Source organism: Sphingomonas sp. RIT328, assembly GCF_000632225.1.
Taxonomy (GTDB): domain Bacteria; phylum Pseudomonadota; class Alphaproteobacteria; order Sphingomonadales; family Sphingomonadaceae; genus Sphingomonas; species Sphingomonas kyungheensis.
Window position 1 is genome coordinate 32500 of record NZ_JFYV01000021.1, and the last position, 24905, is coordinate 57404.

Annotated in this window: 25 protein-coding genes; 13 read left to right on the forward strand and 12 right to left on the reverse strand. The window is 68.8% G+C overall.

Going from position 1 to position 24905, the window contains the following annotated elements; all coding sequences use genetic code 11:
* Positions 1 to 80: 80 nt before the first annotated feature.
* The 3 genes from BW41_RS10460 to BW41_RS10470 are packed head-to-tail and all read right to left on the reverse strand — an operon-like array spanning position 81 to position 3812.
* A complete protein-coding gene (locus tag BW41_RS10460) occupies positions 81 to 449 on the reverse strand; it encodes a YdbL family protein (RefSeq protein WP_037534243.1) in 369 nt (122 codons plus the stop codon).
* A gap of 1 nt (position 450) precedes the next feature.
* Positions 451 to 612 carry a YnbE family lipoprotein gene (locus tag BW41_RS10465; protein ID WP_200870400.1) on the reverse strand — a complete coding sequence of 54 codons (162 nt, stop codon included), beginning with the start codon at positions 610 to 612 and terminating at the stop codon, positions 451 to 453.
* A gap of 44 nt (positions 613 to 656) precedes the next feature.
* Positions 657 to 3812, reverse strand: coding sequence for a YdbH domain-containing protein (locus BW41_RS10470; RefSeq protein WP_081793040.1), 3156 nt, complete (start codon positions 3810 to 3812; stop codon positions 657 to 659).
* A gap of 75 nt (positions 3813 to 3887) precedes the next feature.
* Between BW41_RS10470 and radC the strand changes: the two genes are divergently transcribed.
* A complete protein-coding gene (radC, locus tag BW41_RS10475; RefSeq protein ID WP_037534245.1) occupies positions 3888 to 4580 on the forward strand; it encodes a RadC family protein in 693 nt (230 codons plus the stop codon).
* A gap of 73 nt (positions 4581 to 4653) precedes the next feature.
* Positions 4654 to 5964, forward strand: a complete 1311-nt coding sequence (purB, locus tag BW41_RS10480) for an adenylosuccinate lyase (RefSeq protein ID WP_037534246.1) — start codon at positions 4654 to 4656, stop codon at positions 5962 to 5964.
* Between the two features lie 111 nt (positions 5965 to 6075).
* Here the strand turns inward: purB and BW41_RS10485 are convergent, their stop codons facing one another.
* From BW41_RS10485 to dnaK, 4 genes are all read right to left on the reverse strand, one after another.
* A complete protein-coding gene (locus BW41_RS10485) occupies positions 6076 to 6594 on the reverse strand; it encodes a thioredoxin family protein (RefSeq protein WP_037534247.1) in 519 nt (172 codons plus the stop codon).
* A gap of 330 nt (positions 6595 to 6924) precedes the next feature.
* The gene (locus BW41_RS10490; RefSeq protein ID WP_037534249.1) at positions 6925 to 7383 is read right to left on the reverse strand and encodes a TM2 domain-containing protein; all 459 of its coding nucleotides are present in this window, start codon (positions 7381 to 7383) and stop codon (positions 6925 to 6927) included.
* Between the two features lie 78 nt (positions 7384 to 7461).
* Positions 7462 to 8580: a molecular chaperone DnaJ gene (gene dnaJ, locus BW41_RS10495; RefSeq protein ID WP_037534251.1), complete on the reverse strand. Its 1119-nt coding sequence runs from the start codon at positions 8578 to 8580 to the stop codon at positions 7462 to 7464.
* A gap of 87 nt (positions 8581 to 8667) precedes the next feature.
* Positions 8668 to 10566 (reverse strand): molecular chaperone DnaK, encoded by a 1899-nt coding sequence (gene dnaK / locus BW41_RS10500; RefSeq protein WP_037534253.1) that lies wholly within the window; start codon positions 10564 to 10566, stop codon positions 8668 to 8670.
* 171 nt (positions 10567 to 10737) lie between these two features.
* Between dnaK and BW41_RS10505 the strand changes: the two genes are divergently transcribed.
* Together BW41_RS10505 and BW41_RS10510 are read left to right on the forward strand one after the other, a co-directional pair.
* Positions 10738 to 11187 carry a copper chaperone PCu(A)C gene (locus BW41_RS10505; protein WP_037534255.1) on the forward strand — a complete coding sequence of 150 codons (450 nt, stop codon included), beginning with the start codon at positions 10738 to 10740 and terminating at the stop codon, positions 11185 to 11187.
* Positions 11188 to 11305: 118 nt separating this feature from the next.
* Complete coding sequence (locus BW41_RS10510; RefSeq protein WP_037534256.1) at positions 11306 to 11764, forward strand: hypothetical protein; 459 nt, start codon at positions 11306 to 11308, stop codon at positions 11762 to 11764.
* Between the two features lie 161 nt (positions 11765 to 11925).
* Here the strand turns inward: BW41_RS10510 and BW41_RS10515 are convergent, their stop codons facing one another.
* On the reverse strand, positions 11926 to 13152 hold the full coding sequence (locus BW41_RS10515) for a threonine synthase (RefSeq protein WP_037534257.1): 1227 nt from the start codon (positions 13150 to 13152) through the stop codon (positions 11926 to 11928).
* A gap of 72 nt (positions 13153 to 13224) precedes the next feature.
* On the opposite strand from BW41_RS10515, the gene BW41_RS10520 reads away from it, so the two are divergent.
* Positions 13225 to 13500 (forward strand): BrnT family toxin, encoded by a 276-nt coding sequence (locus BW41_RS10520; RefSeq protein ID WP_037534259.1) that lies wholly within the window; start codon positions 13225 to 13227, stop codon positions 13498 to 13500.
* Positions 13463 to 13717, forward strand: coding sequence for a BrnA antitoxin family protein (locus BW41_RS10525; RefSeq protein WP_051583432.1), 255 nt, complete (start codon positions 13463 to 13465; stop codon positions 13715 to 13717). Before BW41_RS10520 ends, BW41_RS10525 begins: the two co-directional genes overlap by 38 nt.
* Positions 13718 to 13824: 107 nt before the next feature.
* On the opposite strand, the gene grpE is transcribed toward BW41_RS10525, so the two are convergent.
* Entirely contained in the window at positions 13825 to 14379 is a 555-nt protein-coding gene (grpE, locus tag BW41_RS10530) for a nucleotide exchange factor GrpE (protein ID WP_037534260.1), read from the reverse strand.
* Positions 14380 to 14393: 14 nt separating this feature from the next.
* Positions 14394 to 15434, reverse strand: coding sequence for a heat-inducible transcriptional repressor HrcA (hrcA, locus tag BW41_RS10535; RefSeq protein ID WP_037534261.1), 1041 nt, complete (start codon positions 15432 to 15434; stop codon positions 14394 to 14396).
* A 125-nt stretch (positions 15435 to 15559) separates the two neighbouring features.
* Between hrcA and rph the strand changes: the two genes are divergently transcribed.
* The 4 genes from rph to BW41_RS10555 all read left to right on the forward strand — a co-directional run bounded on the left by rph (position 15560) and on the right by BW41_RS10555 (position 18980).
* Positions 15560 to 16273 carry a ribonuclease PH gene (gene rph / locus BW41_RS10540; protein WP_037534263.1) on the forward strand — a complete coding sequence of 238 codons (714 nt, stop codon included), beginning with the start codon at positions 15560 to 15562 and terminating at the stop codon, positions 16271 to 16273.
* The gene (gene rdgB, locus BW41_RS10545) at positions 16270 to 16896 is read left to right on the forward strand and encodes an RdgB/HAM1 family non-canonical purine NTP pyrophosphatase (protein WP_037534264.1); all 627 of its coding nucleotides are present in this window, start codon (positions 16270 to 16272) and stop codon (positions 16894 to 16896) included. Before rph ends, rdgB begins: the two co-directional genes overlap by 4 nt.
* 4 nt (positions 16897 to 16900) lie before the next feature.
* A complete protein-coding gene (locus tag BW41_RS10550) occupies positions 16901 to 17527 on the forward strand; it encodes a GNAT family N-acetyltransferase (protein WP_037534266.1) in 627 nt (208 codons plus the stop codon).
* 103 nt (positions 17528 to 17630) lie between these two features.
* Positions 17631 to 18980, forward strand: a complete 1350-nt coding sequence (locus BW41_RS10555) for an FRG domain-containing protein (RefSeq protein WP_037534268.1) — start codon at positions 17631 to 17633, stop codon at positions 18978 to 18980.
* A 6-nt stretch (positions 18981 to 18986) separates the two neighbouring features.
* Here the strand turns inward: BW41_RS10555 and BW41_RS10560 are convergent, their stop codons facing one another.
* The gene (locus BW41_RS10560) at positions 18987 to 19562 is read right to left on the reverse strand and encodes a CAP domain-containing protein (RefSeq protein WP_037534269.1); all 576 of its coding nucleotides are present in this window, start codon (positions 19560 to 19562) and stop codon (positions 18987 to 18989) included.
* Positions 19563 to 19574: 12 nt separating this feature from the next.
* Here BW41_RS10560 and hemW point away from each other — a divergent pair, with 12 nt between their 5' ends.
* Positions 19575 to 20732, forward strand: a complete 1158-nt coding sequence (gene hemW / locus BW41_RS10565; protein ID WP_037534283.1) for a radical SAM family heme chaperone HemW — start codon at positions 19575 to 19577, stop codon at positions 20730 to 20732.
* 753 nt (positions 20733 to 21485) lie between these two features.
* Here the strand turns inward: hemW and BW41_RS10570 are convergent.
* Positions 21486 to 22691: a penicillin-binding protein activator gene (locus BW41_RS10570; protein WP_037534270.1), complete on the reverse strand. Its 1206-nt coding sequence runs from the start codon at positions 22689 to 22691 to the stop codon at positions 21486 to 21488.
* Between BW41_RS10570 and rsmI the strand changes: the two genes are divergently transcribed.
* The gene (gene rsmI / locus BW41_RS10575) at positions 22690 to 23541 is read left to right on the forward strand and encodes a 16S rRNA (cytidine(1402)-2'-O)-methyltransferase (RefSeq protein WP_037534271.1); all 852 of its coding nucleotides are present in this window, start codon (positions 22690 to 22692) and stop codon (positions 23539 to 23541) included. The two genes, BW41_RS10570 and rsmI, sit on opposite strands and share 2 nt — an antisense overlap.
* A gap of 225 nt (positions 23542 to 23766) precedes the next feature.
* On the forward strand, positions 23767 to 24816 hold the full coding sequence (locus tag BW41_RS20970; protein ID WP_037534272.1) for a CAP domain-containing protein: 1050 nt from the start codon (positions 23767 to 23769) through the stop codon (positions 24814 to 24816).
* Positions 24817 to 24905 lie beyond the last annotated feature (89 nt).

Here is a 24905-nt window from a genome sequence, read left to right on the forward strand (position 1 = left end):
CTTCCGCAGGCGCTACGCTGGTTGAGAGCCCCCTCGACCGGCGGCAGTGGTCCCCCTCCCCGCAGCCCAAAGGAACAGGCTTATTTGCAGCGCGGGTCGAGTTCCGGCGTGCCGGTATTCTCCTTCCACTGGCCCGACGGCGTCTTGTACATCTCGCCGCGCCCGACCTTGGCGACGAGGTTGCAACCGCTGGTGAAGGCGAATTGCTCCACCGTCGCGCCGCTCGCCTGCGCGCTCGCGGTATAAGCCGCCTTGCGCTTGATGTTGATGTCGCGGACCAAAGCCTGCACCGAGGCGCCGCCGCTCACCACGCCGAGATAGCCGTCGGGCTGTTCGCCGACCTGCTTGGCCTCGCGCGCCGCGGCATAGGCGGGGTCGCGCTGCGCGATCGCCGCCGTGGACAGCGCCGCCAGGGCGAGCGCACCGATACCGATCACCATCGTCTTCATCTTAGAATATCCCCGGATTTTGCTGGATCAGCGACTTCGCCTCGCCATCGAGGCGATAGACCACCTCCTGCGTCACGCTGATGTTGAGGTTGATCTCGATCGGCTTGTCGGGCGCCGACACGTTGATGCAGCCGCCCGTCGTCGCCGTCAGACCGATCGCCATCAGCCTCGTCATGCTTGCAAAGGTCGTGATTCGCTGCCCCATCTTCAATCCTGTTTCGCTTGTGGCACGGTTGCGCTTGCCGAAGGCTGAATGGGCGCGCCCTGTTGCTCTTGCTGCCGCTGGCGTTCGAGCAGGGCGGGCAGGTTGCGCTGGATCAACCGGCTCGGGTCGTAGAACGACTGCGCCGAATCGAGCAGCCCGCGGAACGGCGCCTTGATCCGGATATTGAACACGAACGGCAGCCGTTGCAGCCGCTTGACGATGAAGTTGCTCTTCGCCCCCTGCCCTTGCGTCACCCCGGCGAAGCGCACCTCGGTGATCATCTCGCCGGCGAGCGGCCCGTTCATGCCGATCGTCAGGTTGCGATAGCGCAGCGACTTGAGCGCCTGGAACGCGATATTGCCCCACAGGCCGAGGTCCTTCTGCGACAGGTCGCCGACATAGGCGAGGCTGCCGCCGCCTTGCCGCACGACGAGCCGCCCGCCCTCGATTCGGCCGCCCTGGGCGTCGAACACCATCGGCAGCTCACCGTCGAACACGCCGGTGGCGGTGAGGTTCTTGAAGTCGAACTGTTCGAGGAACTGGTCGGCGGCGGCGCCCTCGATCCGGAAGGTCAGCCGCCGCGCCGCGGTCTCGGTGAAGTCGAGCGTCGTCGGCAGCAGCGTCATCGTGCCGCCGGCGAACGGCCAGCGACCGCCGTCGATGCCGACCTGCAGATCGGGGAGCAGCCGGTAGACGATCGTCCCGTCGGTGACGGCGATACCGGGATTGACCGTCTTGATCGTCGCGACCTGCGCCGGCGCGCTGACCAGGTTGAGCAGATCGGTAAAGGTCAGCGTCGTGCTGATGCCGGTGACCGGCCCGAAGGCGGCGGCAAGGTCGGTGTCCTTGGTGGCGAACCGCCCGGTCGAGCGGACGCCCGCCGCATCCCAGCCGATATGACCTTCGCCGCTCACCGTGCCGCGCACGTCGGCGACGACGCCGAAGGTCAGCCGGGTGAGCAGATCGGGCTGGAACGTCTTGGTGAAGGTGATGCCGGGCACCGCGATATCCGCCTTGCCCTGCCCGCTCGCCAGCCGGTGATCGATCGTCACGTCGGCGACCTTGACGTCCGCGGTCGGCTCGAACAGCGTGCCGCGCGCGGCGATCGCGCCATCGATCAGCGACAGGGTGACGTCGCGCGCGGCGAGCGTCTTGAAGCGCGGATCGGGCGCGGCATCGTCGACGGTCATTGTCGCGGCGAGATTGAGCGCCCCCTTGCGCAGCGACCAATCCCCCGCCGCCGCACCGAGCAGCAACGGCACGTTGGCGATCTGCCCGGCGCCACCGGTGAACTGTCCGGCGACGCCGCCCGCGGTGATCCGACCGGTCAGCGCCGCAAGGTCGATCCGTGTCACCCGCTCCGGCGCGCCGAGCCGCGCCGCGACGCTGGTCAGCGTAAAGCCGCGGTCGGCGAGATGCACCTCCGCCCCGCTCGCCGCGACGCTGATCGGGGTCGTGCCGAGCCGCCCGGTCAATCGCGTCGCCGGCAGTCGCGCGCCACCCGTCAGCGCGCCGCGATCCAGCGTGACCAGCCCGCCCGACAGTGCGCACAATTCGCTGCGCAGCGGATCGAGCACCAGCCCGGCGATCGCGAGACGCGCGATCGCCAGCGGCGTGCACCCCGGATTGGCGACGAGCCGCCCGCGCTGCCAGCGCAGGTCGAGCGGCAGCGCCAGCCCGTCGACGCGCCCGTCACCGAGCGGCCCCGACAGCGTCGCGCGCGTCGTCACCTGCGTCGCGCCGCCCGGCATCGTCCGGAACAGGACGGGGGCGAGCGCGACGCGCGCCGCGCCGGCGGCATAAGGCGCGATCACCGCACGGCCGGAGATCGCGCCACCCGGCTTCGGCTGACTCAACGCGACCTGCGCGTTGGGCAGGCCGCCGCCCTGCAGCGCCAATCGGGTATCGAGCCGCAGCGGCATACCGGGCCAGCCGATGCTCACCCCGCTACCGCCGTTGAGATCGATCCGTGCGCCGCTCGCCGCCCGCGCCGTCGCCGCGGTAACCCGTGCCTGCCCGCGGCCGTTCGCCTGCACGAGCCTGACGTCGGCCTTGCCGTCGAAGCCCTGCGCGGCGCGGCGCAGCGCCTGGGTCGCCGCGGCGAGCAACGGCGCGACCGGCGTACCGGCGGCGGCGACCGGCGCGGGCAGTCGATCCGCGTCGATGACCGCACCCTGCACCGCGACGCTCCCCGTAAACGCCTGCTGCTCGCCGAGGCGATAGCGGCCGCGGATCGCGGCGCGCCCGGCCTGCAGCGGCGCGACCGTCGCCTGACGCGCGACGAGGTCGACCGCGCCCTCGGTCGCCTTTGCCGATCCGGCGAAGCGGATCGTGCCGTCGATCCCCGCACTGCGCGCGCCCGCGCCTGCGATGGCGCCGCTGGCGAGCCGCAGATCGCCTCGCCAGCCATCGAGCGCCGGCGACAGCCGCACGTCGACGCTCGCGCCGCTCCGCGCCAGCGTCACCCCGGCGCAGCGGACCGCGGCGACCTGCACCGGGCCGCTCAGCCGCGGTGCGGCGGCGGTGACGGACACCTTCAACGCCGCCCGCACGCCCTGCGCGCCGCAGCCGCCTTGCGCGAGGCCATCGCTGACCACCGCCAGCGTCCCGGCGAAGCCGCCGTCGAGCCGGCCGCGCCCGGCCAGCCGCAGGCCCGCGACCCCATAAGGCGTTTCGAGACGCAGCCGCGCGTCGGCGAGCGCAACGTCGAGCGCGGGCAGCGCGAACGGCTTGCCCGATGGCGCGGGCAGCAATTTGTCGATCTCGCCCAGCGTCACCCGCCCGTCGACCATCCGCGCGCGCAGCCGGACGTGACCGGCACGCACGCCGGTCAGCTGCGCACCGTCGAGGCCGATCCGCGTCCGCGTCTCGAGCCAGTCGGCGACCAGATCGGGGTCACGCGGATCGCCGATGACGACATGGGTCAGCCGTTGCCGGCCGAAGCCGAGGTCGTGCACGTCATAGCGGGCGACAACGCCGCGCTTGCCGAGTTCCGAATCGATGACGCGGCCGGCGATCGGCTTGCGCTCGATCCACAGGCCGGCAAGCCCGACGAACAGCGTCCCGCCGACGAGCAGCGCAACCCGCTGTCGTCGCCGCCATCCCGCGACCCGCCGTGGCGGGGACGCTTCGGTCCAATCGTCCTCGCCCTCTCCCATCACCACCCCTCATAGGCGGGGGCGGCGCATCGACGCAATTGCGTCCGTCCCGGCACGACGATAGCCTCCGGCGCGATGGCCGCGCCCCCTCCCCCGCCGGACGACACCGCCGGTCACCGCGAACGGCTGCGCCAGCGCCTGCTCGGCGGCGGCGGCGAAGCGCTGCTCGACCATGAGCTGATCGAATATCTGCTGATGCTGGCGATCCCGCGGATCGACACCAAGCCGATCGCCAAGGCGCTGCTGCGCGAGTTCGGCGGCATCGGCGGGCTGCTCGCCGCCGATGCCGCGGCGCTCACCCGCGTCAAGGGCGTCGGCGCGTCCGCCGCGGCGGCGATCAAGATCGTCCAGGCGATCGCGGTGCGGCTGCTCCGCAGCGAGACGCTCGACCGGCCGATATTGAGCAACTGGCAGGCGCTGCTCGACTATCTGCGCGCCGACATGGCCTATGGCGGGGTCGAGCGGTTCCGCGTGCTCCACCTCAACACACGCAACATGCTGATCCGCGACGAGGTGATGAGCGAAGGCTCGATCGATCAGGCGGCGGTCCACGTCCGCGAGGTGCTGCGGCGCGCGATGGACCTGGGATCGGCGGCGATCATCCTCGTCCACAACCATCCCTCCGGCGACCCCGCGCCGAGCCGCGCCGACGTCGCCGTCACCCGCGCGATCGCCGATGCGGGCGCAGCGCTCGGCGTCCTCGTCCACGATCACATCATCATCGGCCGCAACAGCCACGTCAGCCTCAAGGCACAGGGGCTGATCTGACGCGCGCCGGAGCATTTGTGGCGGCGCGGCGACGCTGCTAGGGGCGCGGCGGACTCCTGGACGAAGGAACATCATGGTCCCCCGCTATTCCCGCCCCGAGATGACCGCGATCTGGACGCCCGAGGCGCGCTTTCGCATCTGGTTCGAGATCGAAGCCCATGCCACCGATGCGCTCGCCGAGCTCGGCGTCGTGCCGAAAGATGCCGCCGAGGCGCTATGGGCCTGGTGGCGCACGAATCCGGCGATCGACGTGCCGGCGATCGATGCGATCGAGGCGGTGACCAAGCATGACGTCATCGCCTTCCTCACCTGGGTCGCGGACAATGTCGGCGACCAGGCGCGCTTCATGCATCAGGGCATGACCTCGTCCGACGTTCTCGACACCTGCCTCGCGGTGCAGCTCGCGCGCGCCGCCGATATCCTGCTCACCGATCTCGACGCGCTGCTCGCCGTGCTCAAGCGGCGCGCGATCGAGCATAAGATGACGCCGACGATCGGCCGCAGCCACGGCATCCATGCCGAGCCGGTCACCTTCGGCCTCAAACTCGCCCAGGCCTATGCCGAGTTCGCCCGCTGCCGCGCGCGGCTGGTGGCGGCGCGGGCCGATATCGCCACCTGTGCGATCTCGGGCGCGGTCGGCACCTTCGCGAACATCGATCCCTCGGTGGAGGAGCATGTCGCCGCCAAGCTCGGCCTGACCGTCGAACCGGTGTCGACACAGGTCATCCCGCGCGACCGGCATGCAATGTTCTTCGCGACGCTCGGCGTCATCGCCTCGTCGATCGAGCGGCTGGCGACCGAGGTCCGCCATCTCCAGCGTACCGAGGTGCTGGAAGCGGAGGAATATTTCTCGCCCGGCCAGAAGGGCTCGTCGGCGATGCCGCACAAGCGCAATCCGGTGCTGACCGAGAATCTCACCGGCCTCGCGCGGATGGTGCGCGGCTATGTCACCCCGGCGCTGGAGAATGTCGCGCTGTGGCATGAGCGCGACATCTCGCATTCGTCGGTCGAGCGATATATCGGCCCCGATGCGACGATCACGCTCGACTTCGCGCTCGCCCGGCTGACCGGCGTGATCGACAAACTGCTCGTCTATCCGGAGCGGATGGACAAGAACCTCAACAAGATGGGTGGCCTCGTCCATTCACAGCGCGTGCTGCTCGCGCTGACCCAGGCGGGGGTGAGCCGCGAGGATTCCTATCGCCTCGTCCAGCGCAACGCGATGAAGGTGTGGGAGTCGGACGGGCAGTTGTCGCTGCTCGACCTGCTCAAGGCCGACCCCGAGGTGACCGCGGCGCTGTCGCCGGCGCAGCTCGAGGAGAAGTTCGACCTCGGCTATCACCTCAAGCACGTCGATACGATCTTCGCGCGGGTGTTCGGCTGAACCACTCCTCCCCGGCACTGTATAGGGGGCTTCCAGACGCGCCGCGCCTGTGGAAGCCCCCCTCCGTCACCGCTGCGCGGTGCCACCTCCCCATGCCGGGGAGGATTTAGCTCACACCCATTGCGCCAGCCAGTCGGCGAGGCCCTGCGGCGACAGCGAGCGCGCATCCGCCAGCGCGGTCTCGCGTCCGGCGTTGACCAGCCGGTCGGTCTTCGGATCGACGACGAGCAGCGCCGGCACGCCGGCGAGCCGCCCTTTGATGCCGTAATGCGCCGGGATCGCGAGGTTCTTGTCGAACCGGCCGATATCGACGGTGACCACCTCATAATGACGCGCGACGAAGCCGCGCATCGCCGGCAGTTCCATCACCCCGGCAAGCAAGCGGCAGTCGAGGCACCAATTGCCGCCGAGATCGATCAGCAATTTCTTGTGGCCCCTGAGCGCCCGCGCCTTGGCAGCGGCAACCGCGGCGGTCGCATCCGCGCTGGCGTCATAGGGCAGAGGCAGCGGCTGCTTGAGCTGCTCGAACGAGGTCTGGGTCAGGCGCGGCGCGGCGACACGCGCGTCGGCGATGGCGGCGGGCGCCGCGGTCAGCGCGATCGCGGTGGCGAGGGACAGGGCACGGAACATGGCGGTCTCCGAGGACAAAGCGCCAGTCTGACAGCGCGCGGCGGACCGTGGCAAGATATGAGATCTACGCTGCGGCGCAGCTCTTGTTACGGTTGCGGGAAACGCATCCTCGCATGCAAGCAACAAAGTTGCGCTTAAAAGCAATAAATACCATCTCCCTCTTGCCGGATATTCCTCCGGCATCGGAGACCGTCCATGCGTATGTTCGAAACCGCGGCCAGCAGTGTGCTGGCGATCGCGGCTCAGGCGCTGGTGGTCGGGATGATCATCTCGACGCTGTAAGCCAGACCGACAGCCCCTTTGCCCGACCGGGCCGAGGGGCACAGTCGTTCAAGCAGGGCGCGCATAGCGTACGGCAAACTCCCGCTCCGACATGAAGAGATAGCGCAACGCGTCGATCAGCGCCCAAGGGCCGCTGACCAGCATGCCGACGACGGTGAAGGTCAGCACCAGCATCGTCACCGCCGATCCGGTGCGCCCCAGATAGAAACGATGCACGCCGAGCGTGCCGAGGAAAAACGCCAGCAGCGCGGCGACGAATTTGTTGCGGTCGCTCGCCACCACCCGCGTCGGCGGCGCAGCGAGGACGTGCCGATCGCCCCCGGGCACGGGCAGCGGAAAGACGTTGAGCGCATGGTCGCCGGCGGTTTCGAAATCGACGGTGACACCGATCGCGGGCTCGCCGCGCTGCGCCCAATCCGCCGGCGTGAAGCGGTACCGCTGTCCATCCTCGCCAGCGACGAGTCCGTCGCCACTTCGCTGGTCGACACCCAAAACCTGTCCGCGCATGCCACCCCCGTCAAGCCGAGCCGGCATCTTCCGGATTTGCCGGACGCGCGCAAGATGGCTGCGCCCGCCCGGCCCATCCTATTCCGCCGCGAACACGCCCTTCAGCTTGGCGAAGAAGCCCTGGCTGTCGGGACATTCGTCGCCCGTCTCCGTCTCGCGGAACAGTTCGAGCAATTCGCGCTGGCGCACCGACAATTTGGTCGGCGTCTCGACTTCGATCTGGATCACCAGATCGCCCTGGCCGCGGCCTTGCAGCACCGGCATGCCCGCGCCGCGCTGGCGCAATTGCTTGCCCGACTGGATGCCCGCCGGAATCTTGATGTCGTGCGTCCGCCCGTCGAGCCCCGGGATCGACAGCGCGCCGCCCAACGCCGCGGTGGTGAAGCTGATCGGCGCGCGCGCGAACAGCGTCGTGCCCTCGCGTTCGAAGATCGGGTGACGTTTGACATGGAGGAAGATGTAGAGATCGCCCGCCGGCGCGCCGCGCGGTCCCGCCTCGCCTTCGCCGGACAGGCGGATGCGCGTGCCCTCGTCGACGCCCGGCGGCACGTTGACGCTGAGCGTCTTGGTCTTGTCGACCCGGCCCTCGCCACGGCAGTCGCCGCACGGATCGGCGATGATCTCGCCCGCGCCCTGGCACACCGGACAGGCCCGCTCGACGACGAAGAATCCCTGTTGCGCGCGCACCTTGCCATGGCCGTTGCATTGGCGGCAGGTCGACGCATGGGTGCCGGGCTTGGCGCCCGAGCCGTGACAGGTGTCGCATTGCGCCGACACGTCGACGGTGATCTCGGTTGCCTTGCCGTGATAGGCTTCCTCGAGCGTCACTTCCATGTCGTAACGCAGGTCGGCGCCGCGGCGCTGCTGGGCCCGGCCACCGCCGCGCGCCCCGCCCATGAATTCGCCGAACACCGATTCGAAGATGTCGGAGAAGCCGCTGAAATCCTGCGGACCGCCGCCGCCGCCGTTCTGAAAGGCGGCATGGCCGTAGCGATCATAGGCGGCACGCTTCTGCGGGTCCTTGAGCACCTCATAGGCCTCGCTGACCGCCTTGAACTTGGCTTCGCTGTCCTTGCATCCGGCGTTCTTGTCCGGATGGTATTTCATCGCGAGCTTGCGATAGGCGGACTTGATCGTCGCCCCGTCCGCGCCCCGCTCGCATTCGAGCAATTCGTAATAATCGACTGTGCTGCTCATGCCGGTCCTCTAGCGCGAGACGATAGTCCAGGGCGGCGCCCCCGGAGACATGGCCCCCTCTCCACCGGAGAAGGGGCCTGACGTCACTTACGCCTTGTGGTCGTCGACTTCCGAAAATTCGGCGTCGACCACATCGTCCTTGGGCGCCTCGGCACCGGCGGACTCGGGCGCGGCATCGGCCTGACCCTGCTTGTAGATCGCCTCGCCGAGCTTCATCGCCGACTGGGCGAGCGCCTGGCTCTTCTCGGTCATCTGATCGGCATCGCCGGTCGCGACCGCCGCCTTGGCGGCATCGATCGCCGACTGGATCTCGCCCTTGAGCGCGGCATCGACCTTGTCGCCATTGTCGGCGAGCTGCCGCTCGGTGGTGTGGATCAGCGATTCGGCGTTGTTCTTCGCCTCGGCGCCGGCCCGACGCTTCTTGTCTTCCTCGGCAAAGCGCTCGGCGTCACGGACCATCTGGTCGATGTCGCTGTCCGACAGGCCGCCCGAGGCCTGGATGCGGATCTGCTGCTCCTTGCCGGTGCCCTTGTCCTTGGCGGAGACGTTGACGATGCCGTTGGCGTCGATGTCGAACGTCACCTCGATCTGCGGCACGCCGCGCGGCGCCGGCGGGATGCCGACCAGATCGAACTGGCCGAGCAGCTTGTTGTCCGCCGCCATCTCGCGCTCGCCCTGGAAGACGCGGATCGTCACCGCGCCCTGGTTGTCGTCCGCGGTCGAATAGGTCTGCGACTTCTTGGTCGGGATCGTCGTGTTGCGATCGATCATCCGGGTGAACACGCCACCCAGGGTCTCGATGCCGAGCGACAGCGGCGTCACGTCGAGCAGCAGCACGTCCTTGACGTCGCCCTGCAACACGCCCGCCTGGATCGCGGCGCCCATGGCGACGACCTCATCCGGGTTGACGCCGGTGTGCGGTTCCTTGCCGAAGAACTGCTTCACCGCCTCGCGCACCTTGGGCATGCGGGTCATGCCGCCGACGAGGACGACTTCGCTGATGTCGTCGGTCTTGACGCCGGCATCGGCGAGCGCCTTCTTCATCGGCTCGATCGTGCGCTTGATCAGGTCGTCGACGAGACGCTCCAGATCGGCGCGGCTGATCGTCTTGACGAGATGCTTCGGGCCGTTCTGGTCGGCGGTGATGAACGGCAGGTTGACCTCGGTCGAGGCGGCCGACGATAGCTCGATCTTCGCCTTTTCGGCCGCTTCCTTGAGGCGCTGGAGCGCGAGCTTGTCCTTGGTGAGGTCGATGCCCTCATCCTTCTTGAAGCCCTCGGCGAGATAATCGACCAGCTTGTTGTCGAAATCCTCGCCGCCCAGGAAGGTGTCGCCGTTGGTCGCCTTCACCTCGAACACGCCGTCGCCGATCTCGAGGATCGAGACGTCGAAGGTGCCGCCGCCGAGGTCGTAGACCGCAATCGTCTTGCCGTCCTGCTTCTCGAGGCCATAGGCCAGCGCCGCCGCGGTCGGCTCGTTGATGATGCGCAGCACTTCGAGGCCGGCGATCTGGCCGGCGTCCTTGGTCGCCTGACGCTGCGCGTCGTTGAAGTACGCCGGCACGGTGATGACCGCCTGCGTCACCGTCTCGCCGAGATAGCTCTCGGCGGTTTCCTTCATCTTCTGCAGCGTGAAGGCGCTGATCTGCGACGGCGAATAATCCTTGCCGCCGGCCTGGACCCAGGCGTCGCCGTTCGGACCACGGACGATATGGTACGGGACCAGCTCGGTGTCCTTCTTGGTGATCGGATCGTCGAACCGGCGGCCGATCAGGCGCTTCACCGCGAAGATCGTGTTGTCGCCGTTGGTCACCGCCTGCCGCTTCGCCGGCTGGCCGACCAGCCGCTCGCCGTCCTTGGCGAAGGCGACGATCGACGGCGTGGTGCGCGCGCCTTCCGCATTCTCGATCACCTTGGGCTTGCCGCCCTCCATCACCGCAACGCAGCTGTTGGTCGTGCCGAGGTCGATACCGATTACTTTAGCCATGTGTGCTTGCTTAGCCCCTCACATACAAAAACCATGGAACCTTTGCCCCGTTACGGCAGCGGAAGGCTCCGATGTATGGCGGCGATATAGGTGGGGTTCCGCTTGCCGCAAGACGGCGTGCGCCATAGGGCTTGCGAAGGAAACGATCGCTTTTGCGGGAAGGAGCCGGGGATGCGCCGGACGGGAGTGGGAGTGGCGCTGGTGCTCGTCGCGGCGCTGGGCGGCTGCGGCGGGCCGGAGCGGGTCACGGCGGATGATGCCTGGATCCGGCTGCCGGCGGTGCCGGGTCGGCCGGGCGCGGCCTATTTCACGCTGCACGGCGGCCGCTCCGACGCGACGCTGATCGACGTTTCCGCCGACATCGCCGTCCGCGGCGAAATGCACGAGAGCATGACCGGGGCCGGCGGCATGGCGGCGATGACACCGCTCGCCAGCGTCGCGGTCCCCGCCAAGGCCAAGGTCGTCTTCGCCCCCGGTGGCCGCCACGTCATGCTGTTCGACATCAACCCCAAGGCCAAGGCGGGGCGGATCTACAATCTGACGCTCAACTTCGCCAATGGCGGGCGCATCTATGTCGGCGCGACGGCGGTGGCGGCAGCGGCGCCGGCACCGTCGTTCTGAGAATGGGCGGCCGAGCCACAGTGTCCATCCGGCGCGGGCAGGTGCGTGTAGACACCGTCGGCGCGGCCGACGAACGACCGGTGCGTCCGGGTCCCCGCCTGTGCGGGGATGACGAAGAATGAGCGCCCCCGCCCGCCCGCTCACGCCCGCCGAACGCGACCTCGCCCGATCGGTCTTCCACGACACGATCGATTATGACGCGGTGCGGCTGTCGCGGACGAAATGGGCCTTCTTCCAGCCGCGCGACACGGTGATGGCGCCGCGCGGCTGTATCCATTTCCACCCCAAGGGCTCGCAGTGGCGCGACGATTTTGGCACCGCGGCGCTGACCGACCAGGGATTGTTCATCCACGAGATGGTGCACATCTGGCAGCATCAGCGCGGCATCTTCCTGCCGCTCGCGCGCCATCCCTGGTGCCGTTACGATTATGCGATCAAGCCCGGCCAGCCGCTGCACCGCTATGGGATCGAACAGCAGGGCGAGATCGTCCGCCACGCCTTCCTCCTCCGCCATGGCGCCCGCGTCCCCGGCGCACCGCCGCTCGCGCAATATGAGACGTTGCTGCCGTTCCGGTGAGCAACGGCGGGCGGTTTCGGATCCCTCGATCCGGATCCTCTGACGTTGAAAGAGGCCCTCTCATTTTCGTCATCCCGGCTTTCGCCGGGATGACGAAGGTTGGGGGATGACGAGGGTTGGGGGGTGACGCGTCACCCTCTCCCGAAGTGGTGCATCATCCCTCACAAGGCGTCGAAGTCGATCACCCCATGCCGGTCGAGCGTCCGCGGCGCCTCGGGCATCGGATATTTGAGCCCGGTCGCGCAATTGAACAGCACGACGCGCTCCTCCTCGTCGACCTCGCCGGTCCGCAGCGCATCGCGATAGGCGGCGAGCGTCGCGCCGCCCTCGGGGCAGAGCAGTAGTCCATCCTTGCGCGCCGCATCGTCGACCGCCTTGAGGATCGCAGGATCGCCCACGCCCACCGCCTTGCCGCCGCTCGCCCGCACCGCGCGCAGGATCAGGAAGTCGCCGACCGCGCGCGGCACGCGGATGCCCGCGGCGACGGTATGCGCGTCCTCCCAGCGCTCGGCATGCTCCTCGCCCGCCTCGAACGCGCGGACGATCGGCGCGCAACCGCTCGCCTGCACCGCATACATGCGCGGCCGCTTCGATCCGATCCAGCCGAGCGCTTCCAGCTCGTCGAACGCCTTCCACATCCCGATCAACCCGGTGCCGCCGCCGGTCGGGTAGAAGATCGCATCGGGCAGGTGCCAGCCGAATTGCGCGGCGAGCTCCAGCCCCATCGTCTTCTTGCCCTCGATCCGATAGGGCTCTTTCAGCGTCGAAAAGTCGAACCAGCGCCCTTCCGCCGCGCCCTTGCCGACGATCGCGCCGCAATCGTCGATCAGGCCGTTGACCCGCCACACCCGCGCGCCCTGCATCGCGATCTCGCGCACGTTCACCTCGGGCGTATCCTCCGGACAGAAGACGATCGTCTCGATCCCCACCCGCGTCGCATAGGCCGCCAGCGCCGCGCCGGCATTGCCGTTGGTGGGCATCGCGATGCGGGTGACGCCGAGCTCCTTGGCCATCGCCACCGCCATCACCAGTCCGCGCGCCTTGAAGCTGCCGGTCGGCAACCGCCCCTCGTCCTTGACCCAGACGTCGGGCCCGTCGACGCAGCGCCGCAAGGGCACCAGCGGCGTCTCGATCTCGCCGAGGCTGACGATATCGTCCGTCCGCCGCACCGGCAGCAGCTCGCGCCACCGCCACAGATCGGTCGGCCGCGCCGTCAGCGCCTCGCGCGACAGGCTCGCCTGCACCCTTGCCAGATCGTAGCGCACCAGCAACGGCCGCCCGGCGCGCGACAGGCCATGCAGCCGGTCCGCCTCATAACGTTCGCCGGTCAGCGAGCATTCCAGATGCGTGACGAAGGTCGGGCGATCGATGGTGAGATTGGGGTTCATGGCAGCGATCCTAGCCGGATCAGGCACATAGCGTCCACTTGATTGACAGGCTGATCGTAGTTACAATCAGCCATGGACGTCACGTTCGATCCGGCCAAGGACGTGATCAACCGCGCCAAGCACGGCGTGCCGCTGGCGTTCGGCGCGCGGATCTTCGCTGACGCTGGCGTGCTGCGCATTCCATCCCCGCGACCGGAAGATGGCGAGGTGCGTTGGAAAGCGGTCGGCATGGTCGACGACCGCCTGTGGACGGCCGTCTTCGTCGAGCGCGCAAACACGACGAGGTTCATCTCGGTGAGGAGAAGTAACGATGCAGAAGCTCGCGGATACCATCGCAATCCCCGCTGATCCGAACGATCCTGAGGACTTTGACATCACCGAAGAAGCGCTCGAACAGTCGCTGATCGAGCGGCGCGAGCGGATGCGGATGCGCGGCGCGCAGGCGGCACCGACCAAGCAGCAGGTGACGCTACGCCTCGACCGCGACGTGCTCGCCAAATTTCGGGAGACCGGACCCGGCTGGCAGGCGCGGATCAACGCGGTGCTCAGGGCGGCGCAGGTCTGACGACCTGTTGGTCCTATTGGCCGACAGGCAAAGGGCCTCAGTCAAACCCACCGCGCGTCGACCTCGCGCTCGAACCCGGCCGGCCCACGAAGGCCGGCCGATCCGCCTTACGCCGGCTTCTTCGCCACGCCGACCAGCGCCGGCCGCAGCAATCGGTCCTTGAGCATATAGCCCGCCTGCATTTCCTGCACGATCGTGCCGGGCTCGGCATCGCTTGCCACTTCCATCATCGCCTGATGCTTGTTGGGATCGAGCAGCGCGCCCATCGCCTCGACCTTGGTGATGCCATTGCGCGCGAACACGCTCTCCAGCTCGCGCCCGGTCGCTTCCAGTCCGGTGATCAGCCCCTTGAGCCGTTCGTCCTCCCGCAGATCGGCGGGGATCGCCGACAGGCCGCGCGCCAGATTGTCGGCGACCGACAGGATGTCGCGCGCGAACGAGGTGGTCGCATAGTTACGCGCGTCGGCCACTTCCTTCTCGGCGCGGCGACGGACGTTCTGAATTTCCGCCTGCGCATACAGCGTCTGCTGCTTGGCATCGGCTAGCTGGTTTTCGAGGTCGGCGATCCGCGCGGCGCTATCGTCATGCTCGGCCACTTCCGGAGCGGCCTCCGCCGTATCCTGGCGCAGCGTGTCCACGTCGATCTTGGTGTCTTCGGTCATGTAGGTCCCTGTGTTCAGCCCATCAAACGGGCGAGCGTTGCCGCCGTGAAATCCACCATGGGCACGACGCGCGCATAGTTCAACCGCGTCGGGCCGATGACCCCGACCACGCCGATCACCCGTCCGCCCGCCCCGCGGAACGGCCGGGCGATCACCGACGAGCCCGACAGCGCGAACAGATTGTTCTCCGCGCCGATGAAGATTCGGGTGGCGTCACCGGCGCTGGCGCTGTCGAGCAGGCGCGCGATGTCCTGCTTGCCCTCGAGATCGTCGAGCAGGTCGCGCACCCGGTCGAGATCCGCGGCGGCGGCGGCGTCGATCAGCCGCCCCTGCCCGCGCACGATCAGCACCGGGCGGCGCGCGCCATCCTCGCTCCACACCGCCAGCCCCGCCTCGACCAGCGCACGCGCCGCGCCGTCCAGCGCCGCCTCGCCTTCGGCGAGTTGCCGCCCGACGCGCGCGCGCGCCTCGGCGAGCGTCAGGCCGGACAAGGTCGCGGTCATGTAATTGCCCGCCTCTATCAATGCCGAGGGCGTCATGCCCGCCGGCAATCGGATGACGCGGTTCTCCACCGATCCGTCTTCGCTGACCAGCACTGCCATCGCCTGATCGGGAGACAGCGCGACGAAGCCGATCGAGCGCAGCGCCAGCTCGCGCTTGGGCACCATCACCAACCCGGCGCAGGCCGACAGGCCGGACAGCGCCGCGGTGGTCGCGGCGAGCGCCTCCTCGACCGGGCCGCGATGGCCGGCGCGCGCCTCGATCGCCGCGCGTTCCTCCGCCGACGGTTCGAGCGCCTGCATCATGCCGTCGACGAACAGCCGCAGCCCGCGTTCGGTCGGGATGCGGCCGGCACTGGTATGCGGGCTGGCGAGCAGTCCCAGCTCCTCCAGCTCCTGCATCACCCCGCGGATCGACGCGGGCGACAGGTTGAGCCCCGAGGCGACCGCGATCGTCTTCGACCCCACCGGCATCCCGCTCGCGACATAGCCGTCGACCACCGCGCGGAAGATGTCGCGCGCACGATCGGTCAGTTCGGTGACGGGCGTAGCCATGACTCCTTATGTAGACGTGCCGCGCGATGCGGCAACAGCGGCGGCTGGCCGTTCGCCATCTGGCGACTGGCGCGGGCCCGCCCCGCCGTCTAGGGCTGCGCAAAGAGACCCACGAGGAGAATTGCATGCGCCCCAGCGGCCGCGCCCCGGACCAGATGCGCACGATCAGCATCGAACCCAATTTCACCCGCCATGCCGAAGGATCGGTGCTGGTCGGCTTCGGCGACACCAAGGTGCTCGTCACCGCCAGTCTCGAAGAGCGGGTGCCGCCGTTCCTGCGCGGCAAGGGCGAAGGCTGGGTGACCGCCGAATATGGCATGCTGCCCCGCGCCACCCACACCCGCGGCAGCCGCGAGGCCGCCAAGGGCAAGCAATCGGGCCGCACGCAGGAAATCCAGCGGCTGATCGGCCGCTCGCTGCGCTCGGTGGTCGACATGAAGCTGCTCGGCGAACGCCAGATCACGCTCGACTGCGACGTGATCCAGGCCGACGGCGGCACGCGCACCGCGGCGATCTCGGGTGCCTGGGTGGCGCTGCGCCTCGCGGTCAACACGCTGCTGACCAGCGGCAAGCTTACCGCCGATCCGATCCGGCAGAAGGTCGCCGCGGTCAGCTGCGGCATCTACCAGGGTACGCCGGTCCTCGACCTCGATTATGCCGAGGATTCAGCGGCGGATGCGGACGGCAATTTCGTGCTGCTCGAAAACGGCAATATCGCCGAGGCGCAGGCGACCGCCGAACACGCCACTTATGACGAGGAGGCACTGCTCCGCCTGCTCCGCCTCGCGCGGATCGGCTGCGCGGAGATCTTCGCGGCGCAGGACCGGGCGAGCCGATGAGCGGCGAAGGCGATACGCCGCAGGCGATCCGCAAGCTCAGCCCCGGCCGGCTGGTGATCGCCAGCCACAATGCCGGCAAGGTGCGCGAGATCGCCGAATTGCTCGGGCCCTACGGCATCGAGCCGGTGTCGGCGGGCGAACTCGACCTGCCCGAGCCCGAGGAGACCGGCACCACCTTCGTCGCCAATGCCGAACTCAAGGCGTTGCAGGCGGCGGACCTGTCCGGCCTGCCTGCGCTCGCCGACGACAGCGGCCTGTGCGTCGATGCGCTCGGCGGCGATCCCGGCATCTTCTCGGCGCGCTGGGCGGGGGAAGCCAAGGACTTCGATCTGGCGATGCGGCTGGTCGAGGATCGGCTCAACGAAGAGCCCGACATGCCGCGCGCTGCGCATTTTGTCTGCGCGCTGGCACTCGCCTGGCCCGATGGCCATGTCGAATGGTTCGAAGGCCGCGTCGACGGCACGTTGGTGTGGCCGCCGCGCGGCGGCAACGGCTTCGGCTATGACGCGATGTTCCTGCCGATCGGCGGCGAGCAGACGTTCGGCGAGATGGACGCCGCCGCCAAACATGCGATCAGCCACCGCGCCGATGCCTTCCGGCAATTGGTCGCCGCGGTGCTGTAAGGCGATGGCGGGCGTCGATCCGGTCCTGGTGCGGGGCTGGCTCGCCGCCCGCTCGCTGTCGCGCGACCTACCCGCGCCGGTCGACGATCACGGCGGCTGGCGCGTCGATACCGGCGGCACGATCGAGCGCCGGCGCTATCTCTTCGCCACGCCGGGGCCGGGCCTCACCACACTGCTCGGGTCGATCGATGCGCCGGGCATCTTCGTCAAATTATGCGCCGACGCGGCGACGTTTCGCGCGCTGCTGCCGCCCGGCTGGACGATCACCGACGCCAATTGCATGATGGTGCCCGATCGGCCGGTGGCGGCCGTCCCCGTCCTCCCAATGGATTACCGGCTGAGCGTGACGCGACGTGGCGCGGTGATGCATGCCGTCATCACCACCGACGATGGCGCGGCGGCGGCGAGCGGCTATGCGGCGCAGCATGACGGCATCTTCGTCTACGACCGGATCGTGGTGGAGGACGCGCATCGCCGCCGCGGCCTCGGCCGTGCGCTGATGCTCGCGCTGGGCGCGCAGGCCGATCCCGCCGCGCGGCAGGTGCTCACCGCGACGCAGATGGGCGCCGCTCTGTACGCGACGCTGGGGTGGCGGGTCTATGCGCCATACACGACGGCGATGATCGGATAGCTTCGACCGGGTGCCGTTTCCTCCATAACGGCGCGGTCTTTCGCCCCTCGCCGACCGTCATCCTGCACAAGGGTGATCGGACGAGGCAAGCGACGGTAAATCCATGTTCAACCTGGTGATGATGGGACGCGACGAGGATTGGGACGTACCGATCGGCGAGCCGCACGTCGCCAGTTTCCCGCTCTCCCGCTATCTCGAATACACCGACGTCGCGATCGCCGAGCGGTTGAAACCGGTCGATGCGGCCAGTCTGGCGCAGGTCGGCAGCTTGCCGGCCGTGTTCATGAGCGAGTTGCGTTCCACCGACGCCGGCACCCTCTATGTCACGATGCGGACCGGCCGCGTCTCCGATCTGCGGGTCGACCGCAACGTCATCCGCTACACCTTCGCGCTCGACCGTCATTTCGGCTGCCTGCCGGTCGAGGACCGCGACGCATTCGAAGGGGCGCTGCATCTCGGCAAATGGGAATTCACCCGCACGCATTGGGCGATCAAGGATGGCGCACTGGAGGATAGCCTCCTCGCGCTCGGCTTGACCGATCGCCGTCACGGCGCCGCGGCGCAGCCGGTGACGCTCGAGCCGGCCGGCGAGGTCCCGGTCGCCTATCCGGTCGCCGACAGCGTCGAGAGCTTCCTGGCCCATGTGCTCGGCGGGACCATCGACGCCGAAGACGTCTTCTACCGCGGCCATGCCGATCATCGCTACGCGCTCGAACCCTCGCTGTTCCGGCGCCATCCGGACGGCGGCGTGCCGCGGTATCTGCGCAACGAGGCGGTGATGGTCCGCGAACTGCTGACCGCGCATCCCGACGAATTCCGCTCCGATACCTTCATGATCGACCGGCTGGTCCGCATGCAGCATTACGGCCTGCCGACGCGCCTGCTCGACGTGACGTCCAATCCGCTCGTCGCACTCTATTTCTGTTGCTCGGAAAGCCCGTTGGATGCGGCGGGCGAGGCAGTCGACGGTCAGGTGGTCATCATCACCACCAAGCGCGCCGACATCAAATTCTTCGACTCGGACACCGTCAGCTGCATCGCCAATCTCGCGATGCTGGAAGACGACCATAAGAACAAGATGCGCACCGATCTGTCGATCGCCGAGTTCAATGAGACCGACGAAGCCAAACGCCTGCTGCACGTCATCCGGGCGGAGAAACCGTATTTCAAGCCGTGCATCAACCCTGCCGATCTCAGCGGCATCGTCTTCATCAAGGGGCGCAACACTCACGCGCGGATCGCCTCGCAGTCCGGCGCCTTCCTGCTCTTCGGTCACGACGCGCTGCTGCCCGAAACCGGGCACAGCAACCTGGAGGTCCGACGGATCACGATCCGCAACAAGGCGGCGATCCTCGCCACGCTGCACTGGATGAACATCAAGTCGAGCACCATCTATCCGGGCATCGAAAAGACCAGCGGCGAGATCGCCAGACGCTACGAAAACCGCGGGTGAGCGGCCTCAATAGGCGATCGACCCCCAGACGTTGCCCGGCGGCGAATAGCGGCAGACGACATAATCGTCCTTGGCATTGCTGGCGATCGCGCAGCCGACCTGCGTCGTGCCGCGCCAGACTATCTGCGAATAATGGCCGATGTCCTGCCAGCGCCCGGTGCGGCTCGACTGCGGCACGGGCAGGTTGAGGAAGTCCTTCTTCTCCGCGACCCAATGGCCGACCATCTCGTCGAACCGATAGGCGCCGCGCGATCCCATCCACAGGTTTTCGCCCTGCCGGGTCATCCCCTGCGGCTGGTCGGCATGCGCGAAGCGGCCGGTGCGGGCCATCTCCTGCGCATAGGACAAAGCGGCGGCGGCGAGCGGCTCGCTCCACGTCAGCGGCGGCACACCGACATCGGCCCGCGCCGCATTCTGGCCGGCGAGCATCGCCTGCCGCAGCAGCAGCGATCCGCGCGGGGCGGGCCCTTCGGCGGCGCGCGGCTCGACCACCCGCTCGGGCCGCTCGGGCACCTGCGAACAGCCGAGCAGCAGCATCGCCGCGGCGAGCCATGAGTGGCGTTTTGCGATCATCGCCGCCATATCGGCGTCATCATGGATTCCGACAAGACGCCGCTCGCGCTCTACGTTCACTGGCCGTTCTGCGTGTCCAAATGCCCCTATTGCGACTTCAACAGCCACGTCCGCGACAGCGTCGATCAGCAGGCGTGGCGCGACGCGCTGCTCGCCGATCTGGCGCATGAGGCGCGGGCGCTGCCGGGGCGGCGGCTCGGCTCGATCTTCTTCGGCGGCGGCACGCCGTCGCTGATGCCGCCTGCCACCGTCGCCGCGATCCTCGACGCGGCGCAGCGCTACTGGCCGCCGACCGCGGATATCGAGATCACGCTCGAGGCCAACCCCTCCTCGGTCGAGGCGGCGCGCTTCGCCGACATCGCCGCGGCGGGGGTCAACCGCGTCTCGCTCGGGTTGCAATCGCTCGACGAGGCGGCGCTGCGCTTCCTCGATCGCGCGCATGGCGTCGACGAGGGGCTGGCGGCGCTCGCCACCGCGCAGGCGGCGTTCGCGCGCGTCAGCTTCGATCTGATCTACGCCCTGCCCGGCCAGCGGCTGGCGGACTGGGAGGCGGAGCTCGCCCGCGCGCTGGCGCTCGGCACCGAGCATCTCTCGCTCTACCAGCTGACCATCGAGCCGGGGACGCGCTTCGCGACGGAGGCGGCGAAGGGGCGGCTGGTGCTGCCGGACGGCGATGCCGCCGCCGATCTGTTCGAGGCGACGCGCACGCTGACCGACGCCGCCGGCCTGCCCGCCTATGAGACCTCCAACCACGCCCGCCCCGGCGCGGAGAGCCGCCATAATCTCACGTATTGGCGCTACCGCGACTATGCCGGCATCGGCCCGGGTGCGCACGGCCGCCGCGGCGGCCTCGCGACGCAGCGCCATAAGAAGCCGGAGAATTGGCTCGCCGCGGTGGCACGCAACGGCCACGGCCTGCAGATCGAGGAGCCGCTGATCGCGCACGACCGCGCCAGCGAGGCGCTGGTGATGGGCCTGCGGCTGCGCGAGGGCGTCGACCTCTCCCATGTCGCCGCGCTCGCCGGCGGCGAGGCGCCGGTCGACTGGAGCGCGGTGGCACGGCTCGAGACGCAAGGCCTCGTCGCCCGCACCGACGCCCGACTGATCGTGACGGCGGCAGGCACGCTGCTGCTCGACGCGATCCTGCCGCTGGTGGTGCGCGATGCGGTGCTGGCGTGAGTGGGTGATCGGGGGGCGCCCGCTGGCGTCCCTGCTGCCGGCTTCGTCCTGCATGCGGAGGTGCGAGGATAGGGCTGGCCGCCAGTCTTCACGGCGATGCCGCGAAGCCGCGTCCTTTCATTTTGCGACGACGATTGCTCAAGGTGCAGTATTCCCGCGCGGGCAAGACCTCTGCAAAAGTCCTGGCCTCGCCCAAAATGCGCCGTCACCCCCGACGTGTTCCGGGGTCCACCGTGCCGCGAAAGCAACGCCTTACGCTCTAGCGGAGCAATGGATGCCGAGACACGTCCGGGATGACGTTTCGCAGTATTCCCGCGCAGGCGGGAATCCAGTGGCCAAGCAGAGCAATGGCTGACGGCGTGAAGAACACTGGGCTCCCGCCTCCGCGGGAGCACTGATGCAAGATCAACGCTCTCGCGCGATAGCAATATTCCAACGTCGCTTCGTACCGTCAGGGAAAGCCAGCACCCTTCCCGATCGCGCCTCCGCGCCTCCGCGCCTCCGCATGAGTCAAAATGCCGATCGCGCAGCGTGCCGACGCCGGGTCATTCGTGCGAAGCCGCCAGGACACGACGAAACAGATGGTCACGCGGAGGCGCGGAGGCGCGGAGAAGATGCACGACACGATAGCGCGCGGTCCCACCGTCGATGGTGCAAGTGCAGCACGGCACTCACGCGCACCATCTTCGCGTCGTCGCGTCTTCGCGTGAACCCAAGCCTGCCGCTCAGCCGCCGGTCATCCGGCCGGTCACCCTACTTCCCGAACCCGGCCGGTGCCGGCGAGACCGTCACGGTCGTGCCGTTCTGGATCTCCTGCACCTCCAGCGCCCGCTCGGCGATGCCGTCCCGGCCGAAGCGGAAGGCGCCGTCGATCCCGGCGAAGCCGTCGGCGTCGCGCAGGCGCGCCTCGGGGAAGGGTCGCCCGACCGGCCAGTCGCGCGAGATCCGTACCGTCAACAGGACCGCGTCATAGCCCAGGCTCGACAGGCGATAGGGCGCGGCATTGTAGCGGGCGCGGTATTTGGCGGCATATTGCCGATAGAGCCCGTCGGCGACGCTCGCGAACCAGGCGCCGTTGAGCGCCGGCTTGGCGGCGATGCTCGTCTCCGAATTCCACAATTCGGTGCCGAGGATGTGCGTCGTCGCACCGCTGCCGCGCTTGATCAGCGGTGCAGCGGTGGCGGCGCTCGTGCCGCCGTCGGCGATCAGCACCGCGCCATAGGGCGCCTTGGCAGTGAGCCGCGTCACCGCGCCGGCGATGCCGCCCGCGGTGCGGCCATAGGTCTGCAGCGAGACGACCGATCCCCCCGCTCCCTCGACCGAGCGGAGGAAGGCGGTCGAGGCACGCTCGCCGTACAGGCCGTTGGGGATCAGCCCGGCGAAGCTCGTCACGCCGCGACCGGCGGCATAGCGCACCACCCGATCGATCGACTGCGACGGCGCATAGCCCATCAGATAGGTGCCGTTACCCGCCACCGACGAATCGTTGGAGAAGCTCAGCACCGGCACGTTTGCCGCCTTGGCGATCGGCGCGACCGCGCGCACGTCGTCGGCAAGCAGCGGCCCGAGGATCAGCTGCGCGCCCTCCCCGATCGCGCGATTCGCCGCCGCCGCCGCACCGGTCGCGGTGTCGTAATTGGTGATCCGCACCTTGTCGGTGCCGGTATCGAGCACCGCGAGCATCGTCGCATTGGCGATCGAGCGACCGACGCCGGCGTTGCTGCCCGACAGCGGCACGAGCAGCGCGACGCGGTTGCGCTGCGTATCGCGCGGCAGCCCCGCCTCGACCGGCTCGGGGCGATTGACCGCCGGCCGGGTCGGCCGGTCGGGCGCGGTCACCGGTGCACGCGGCACCACCGTCGAACAGGCCGCGAGCAGGCTCGCCGCGACCAGGGCGACGCTTCGCCGCAGCCAGCGCCGGGTCATCCCCGGCTGTCCAAGTGTCGCTGCCTCTGCCATGACGTCCCCCGTGGCCATATCCGAACCTTTAGAAGCCGGGCTCTACATCGTCGCGACGCCGATCGGCAATCTTGCTGACCTATCACCGCGCGCCGCCGACATTTTGTCCCGCACCGACGTGATAGCGGTGGAAGACAGCCGCGTCACCGCCGGGCTGCTCCGCCATATCGGCGTCAAGCGGCCGATGATCCCCTATCACGACCATAATGCGGAAGGCATGCGCCCCGGCCTGATCGCGCGCATGGCGACCGAGTCGGTCGCGCTCGTCTCCGACGCGGGAACGCCGCTGATCTCCGATCCGGGCTATAAACTGGTGCGTGATGCCCGTGCCGCCGGACGGCATGTCGTCACCATCCCGGGGCCGTGCGCGGCGATCGCGGCGCTGACGCTCGCCGGCCTGCCGACCGATCGCTTCCTCTTCGTCGGCTTCCTGCCGAGCAAGGCCCAGGCGCGGGCGCAGGCGATCGCCGAGATCGCCCCGGTGCGCGCGACGCTGGTGCTGTACGAGTCCGGGCCCCGACTCGCCGCCTGCCTCGCCGCGCTTTCGGAGGGACTCGGCAATCGCGACGCGGCGGTGACGCGCGAGATCAGCAAGCGGTTCGAGGAAGCCGTCACCGGGACGCTCGACCAGCTCGCCGCCCGTTATGCCGATGCGCCGCCCAAGGGGGAGATCGTCATCGTCATCGCCCCGCCGATCGCACCGCCGCCGCCGGACCCGCTCGACGCCGACGCCGCGCTCGCCGAGGCGCTGACCCGGCTCCCCGTCGCCAAGGCGGCGGGCGAGGTAGCCAAGGCGTTCGGGCTCGATCGCAAGATCCTCTACGCGCGGGCGCTGGCGATGAAGGGATAGCTCGTACCGGGCCGCCGGGACGCGGCGACCCGCCATGGTCGCATTCGCTCACCCCTGGAAGGACCGCTGACATCGACGGTCGCGCCGCCTGCGCCACGTGTTGCAACGAAGTGGTGACGAGGCACGCCCGGGTTTGCCGACGCCGCGCCGAACCGTGCCAGCAGGGCGACAAAAGCAACGTTCTAACAAGACCTTGGCAATAATCCCCCGGCTAGACTGGCGGCCATGCAGATCGCCAGGACCAGCGCCGCAACCGCCCTTCTGATCGCGCTCGCCGGTTGCGGCGGCGGCGGCGGCGACACCAGCACGGCCGGTACTCCGGTCGCGGTCGTCACCACGCCGACCGCGACACCGACGCCGAGCGCCACGCCGACCCCGACGCCGACTCCCGCGCCAACACCGACGCCAACCCCTGCGCCGACGAGCTGGGCCGCCGCCGCCGGCGCGCTCTACGACGTCGCACCCGATGCCGCGACCTGTCGCGCCGGCACGCTCAAGGCGAGCGTCAAGGCGGATTTCCTCGCCAAGCTCAACGCGATCCGCGCGCTCCACCAGCTCCCCGCCGTCACCTATTCCGATACGGAAGATGCGCAGGAGGCCGATTCGTCGCTGATGATGGCGGTCAACAAACAGCTCAGCCACACGCCGCCGACCAGCTGGACCTGCTATAGTGCGAGCGGCGCCACCGCCGCCGGATCGAGCAACCTGATCGGCGGCTGGGGCAACGGCCTCGGCTTCGACAGCGAGGATGACTACCTCGGCCTGTGGCTGACCGAAGGCGGCAGCGAGTCGATCGGCCACCGCCGCTGGATCCTCAACCCCTTCCTCGGCAAGACCTCCTACGGCCGCGTCGCCCTCGTCCTGCCCGACGGCAGCCGCGCCAGCGCCGCCTCGATGCGCGTGTTCAACTTCACCGGCGGCATAGCGGCACCGGCCAGTGTGCCCGGCTATGTCGCCTATCCGTCGGGCGACTATCCGGCGCGCTATTTCAGCTTATCGAGCTATCTGTCGTTCAGCGTCATCGCCGGGACGACGAGCACCTTCGGCGCCAACGCCAACGTCCGCTTCACCAACGCGACGATCACCGTCACCGGCCCGTCCGGCACGCTCGCCGTCACCGACGTGTCGAGCGACAACGAAGGCTATGGCGTCGCCAACAACATCCAGTGGCGCGTCACCGGCCTGCAAGCGGGCGTGCGCTACACGGTGCGCATCGCCGGCGTTACCGGCGCGCCGCAGAGCGAATATAGCTATACGTTCCGGGTGGTGAGCTGAGCCGCAGCATAGGGAAGCACATCGCTCGCCCTCTCCTCGGCAGCCGGCAGGGCGGCCATAGACTCATTGGGCGCATCGTCATCCCGCCC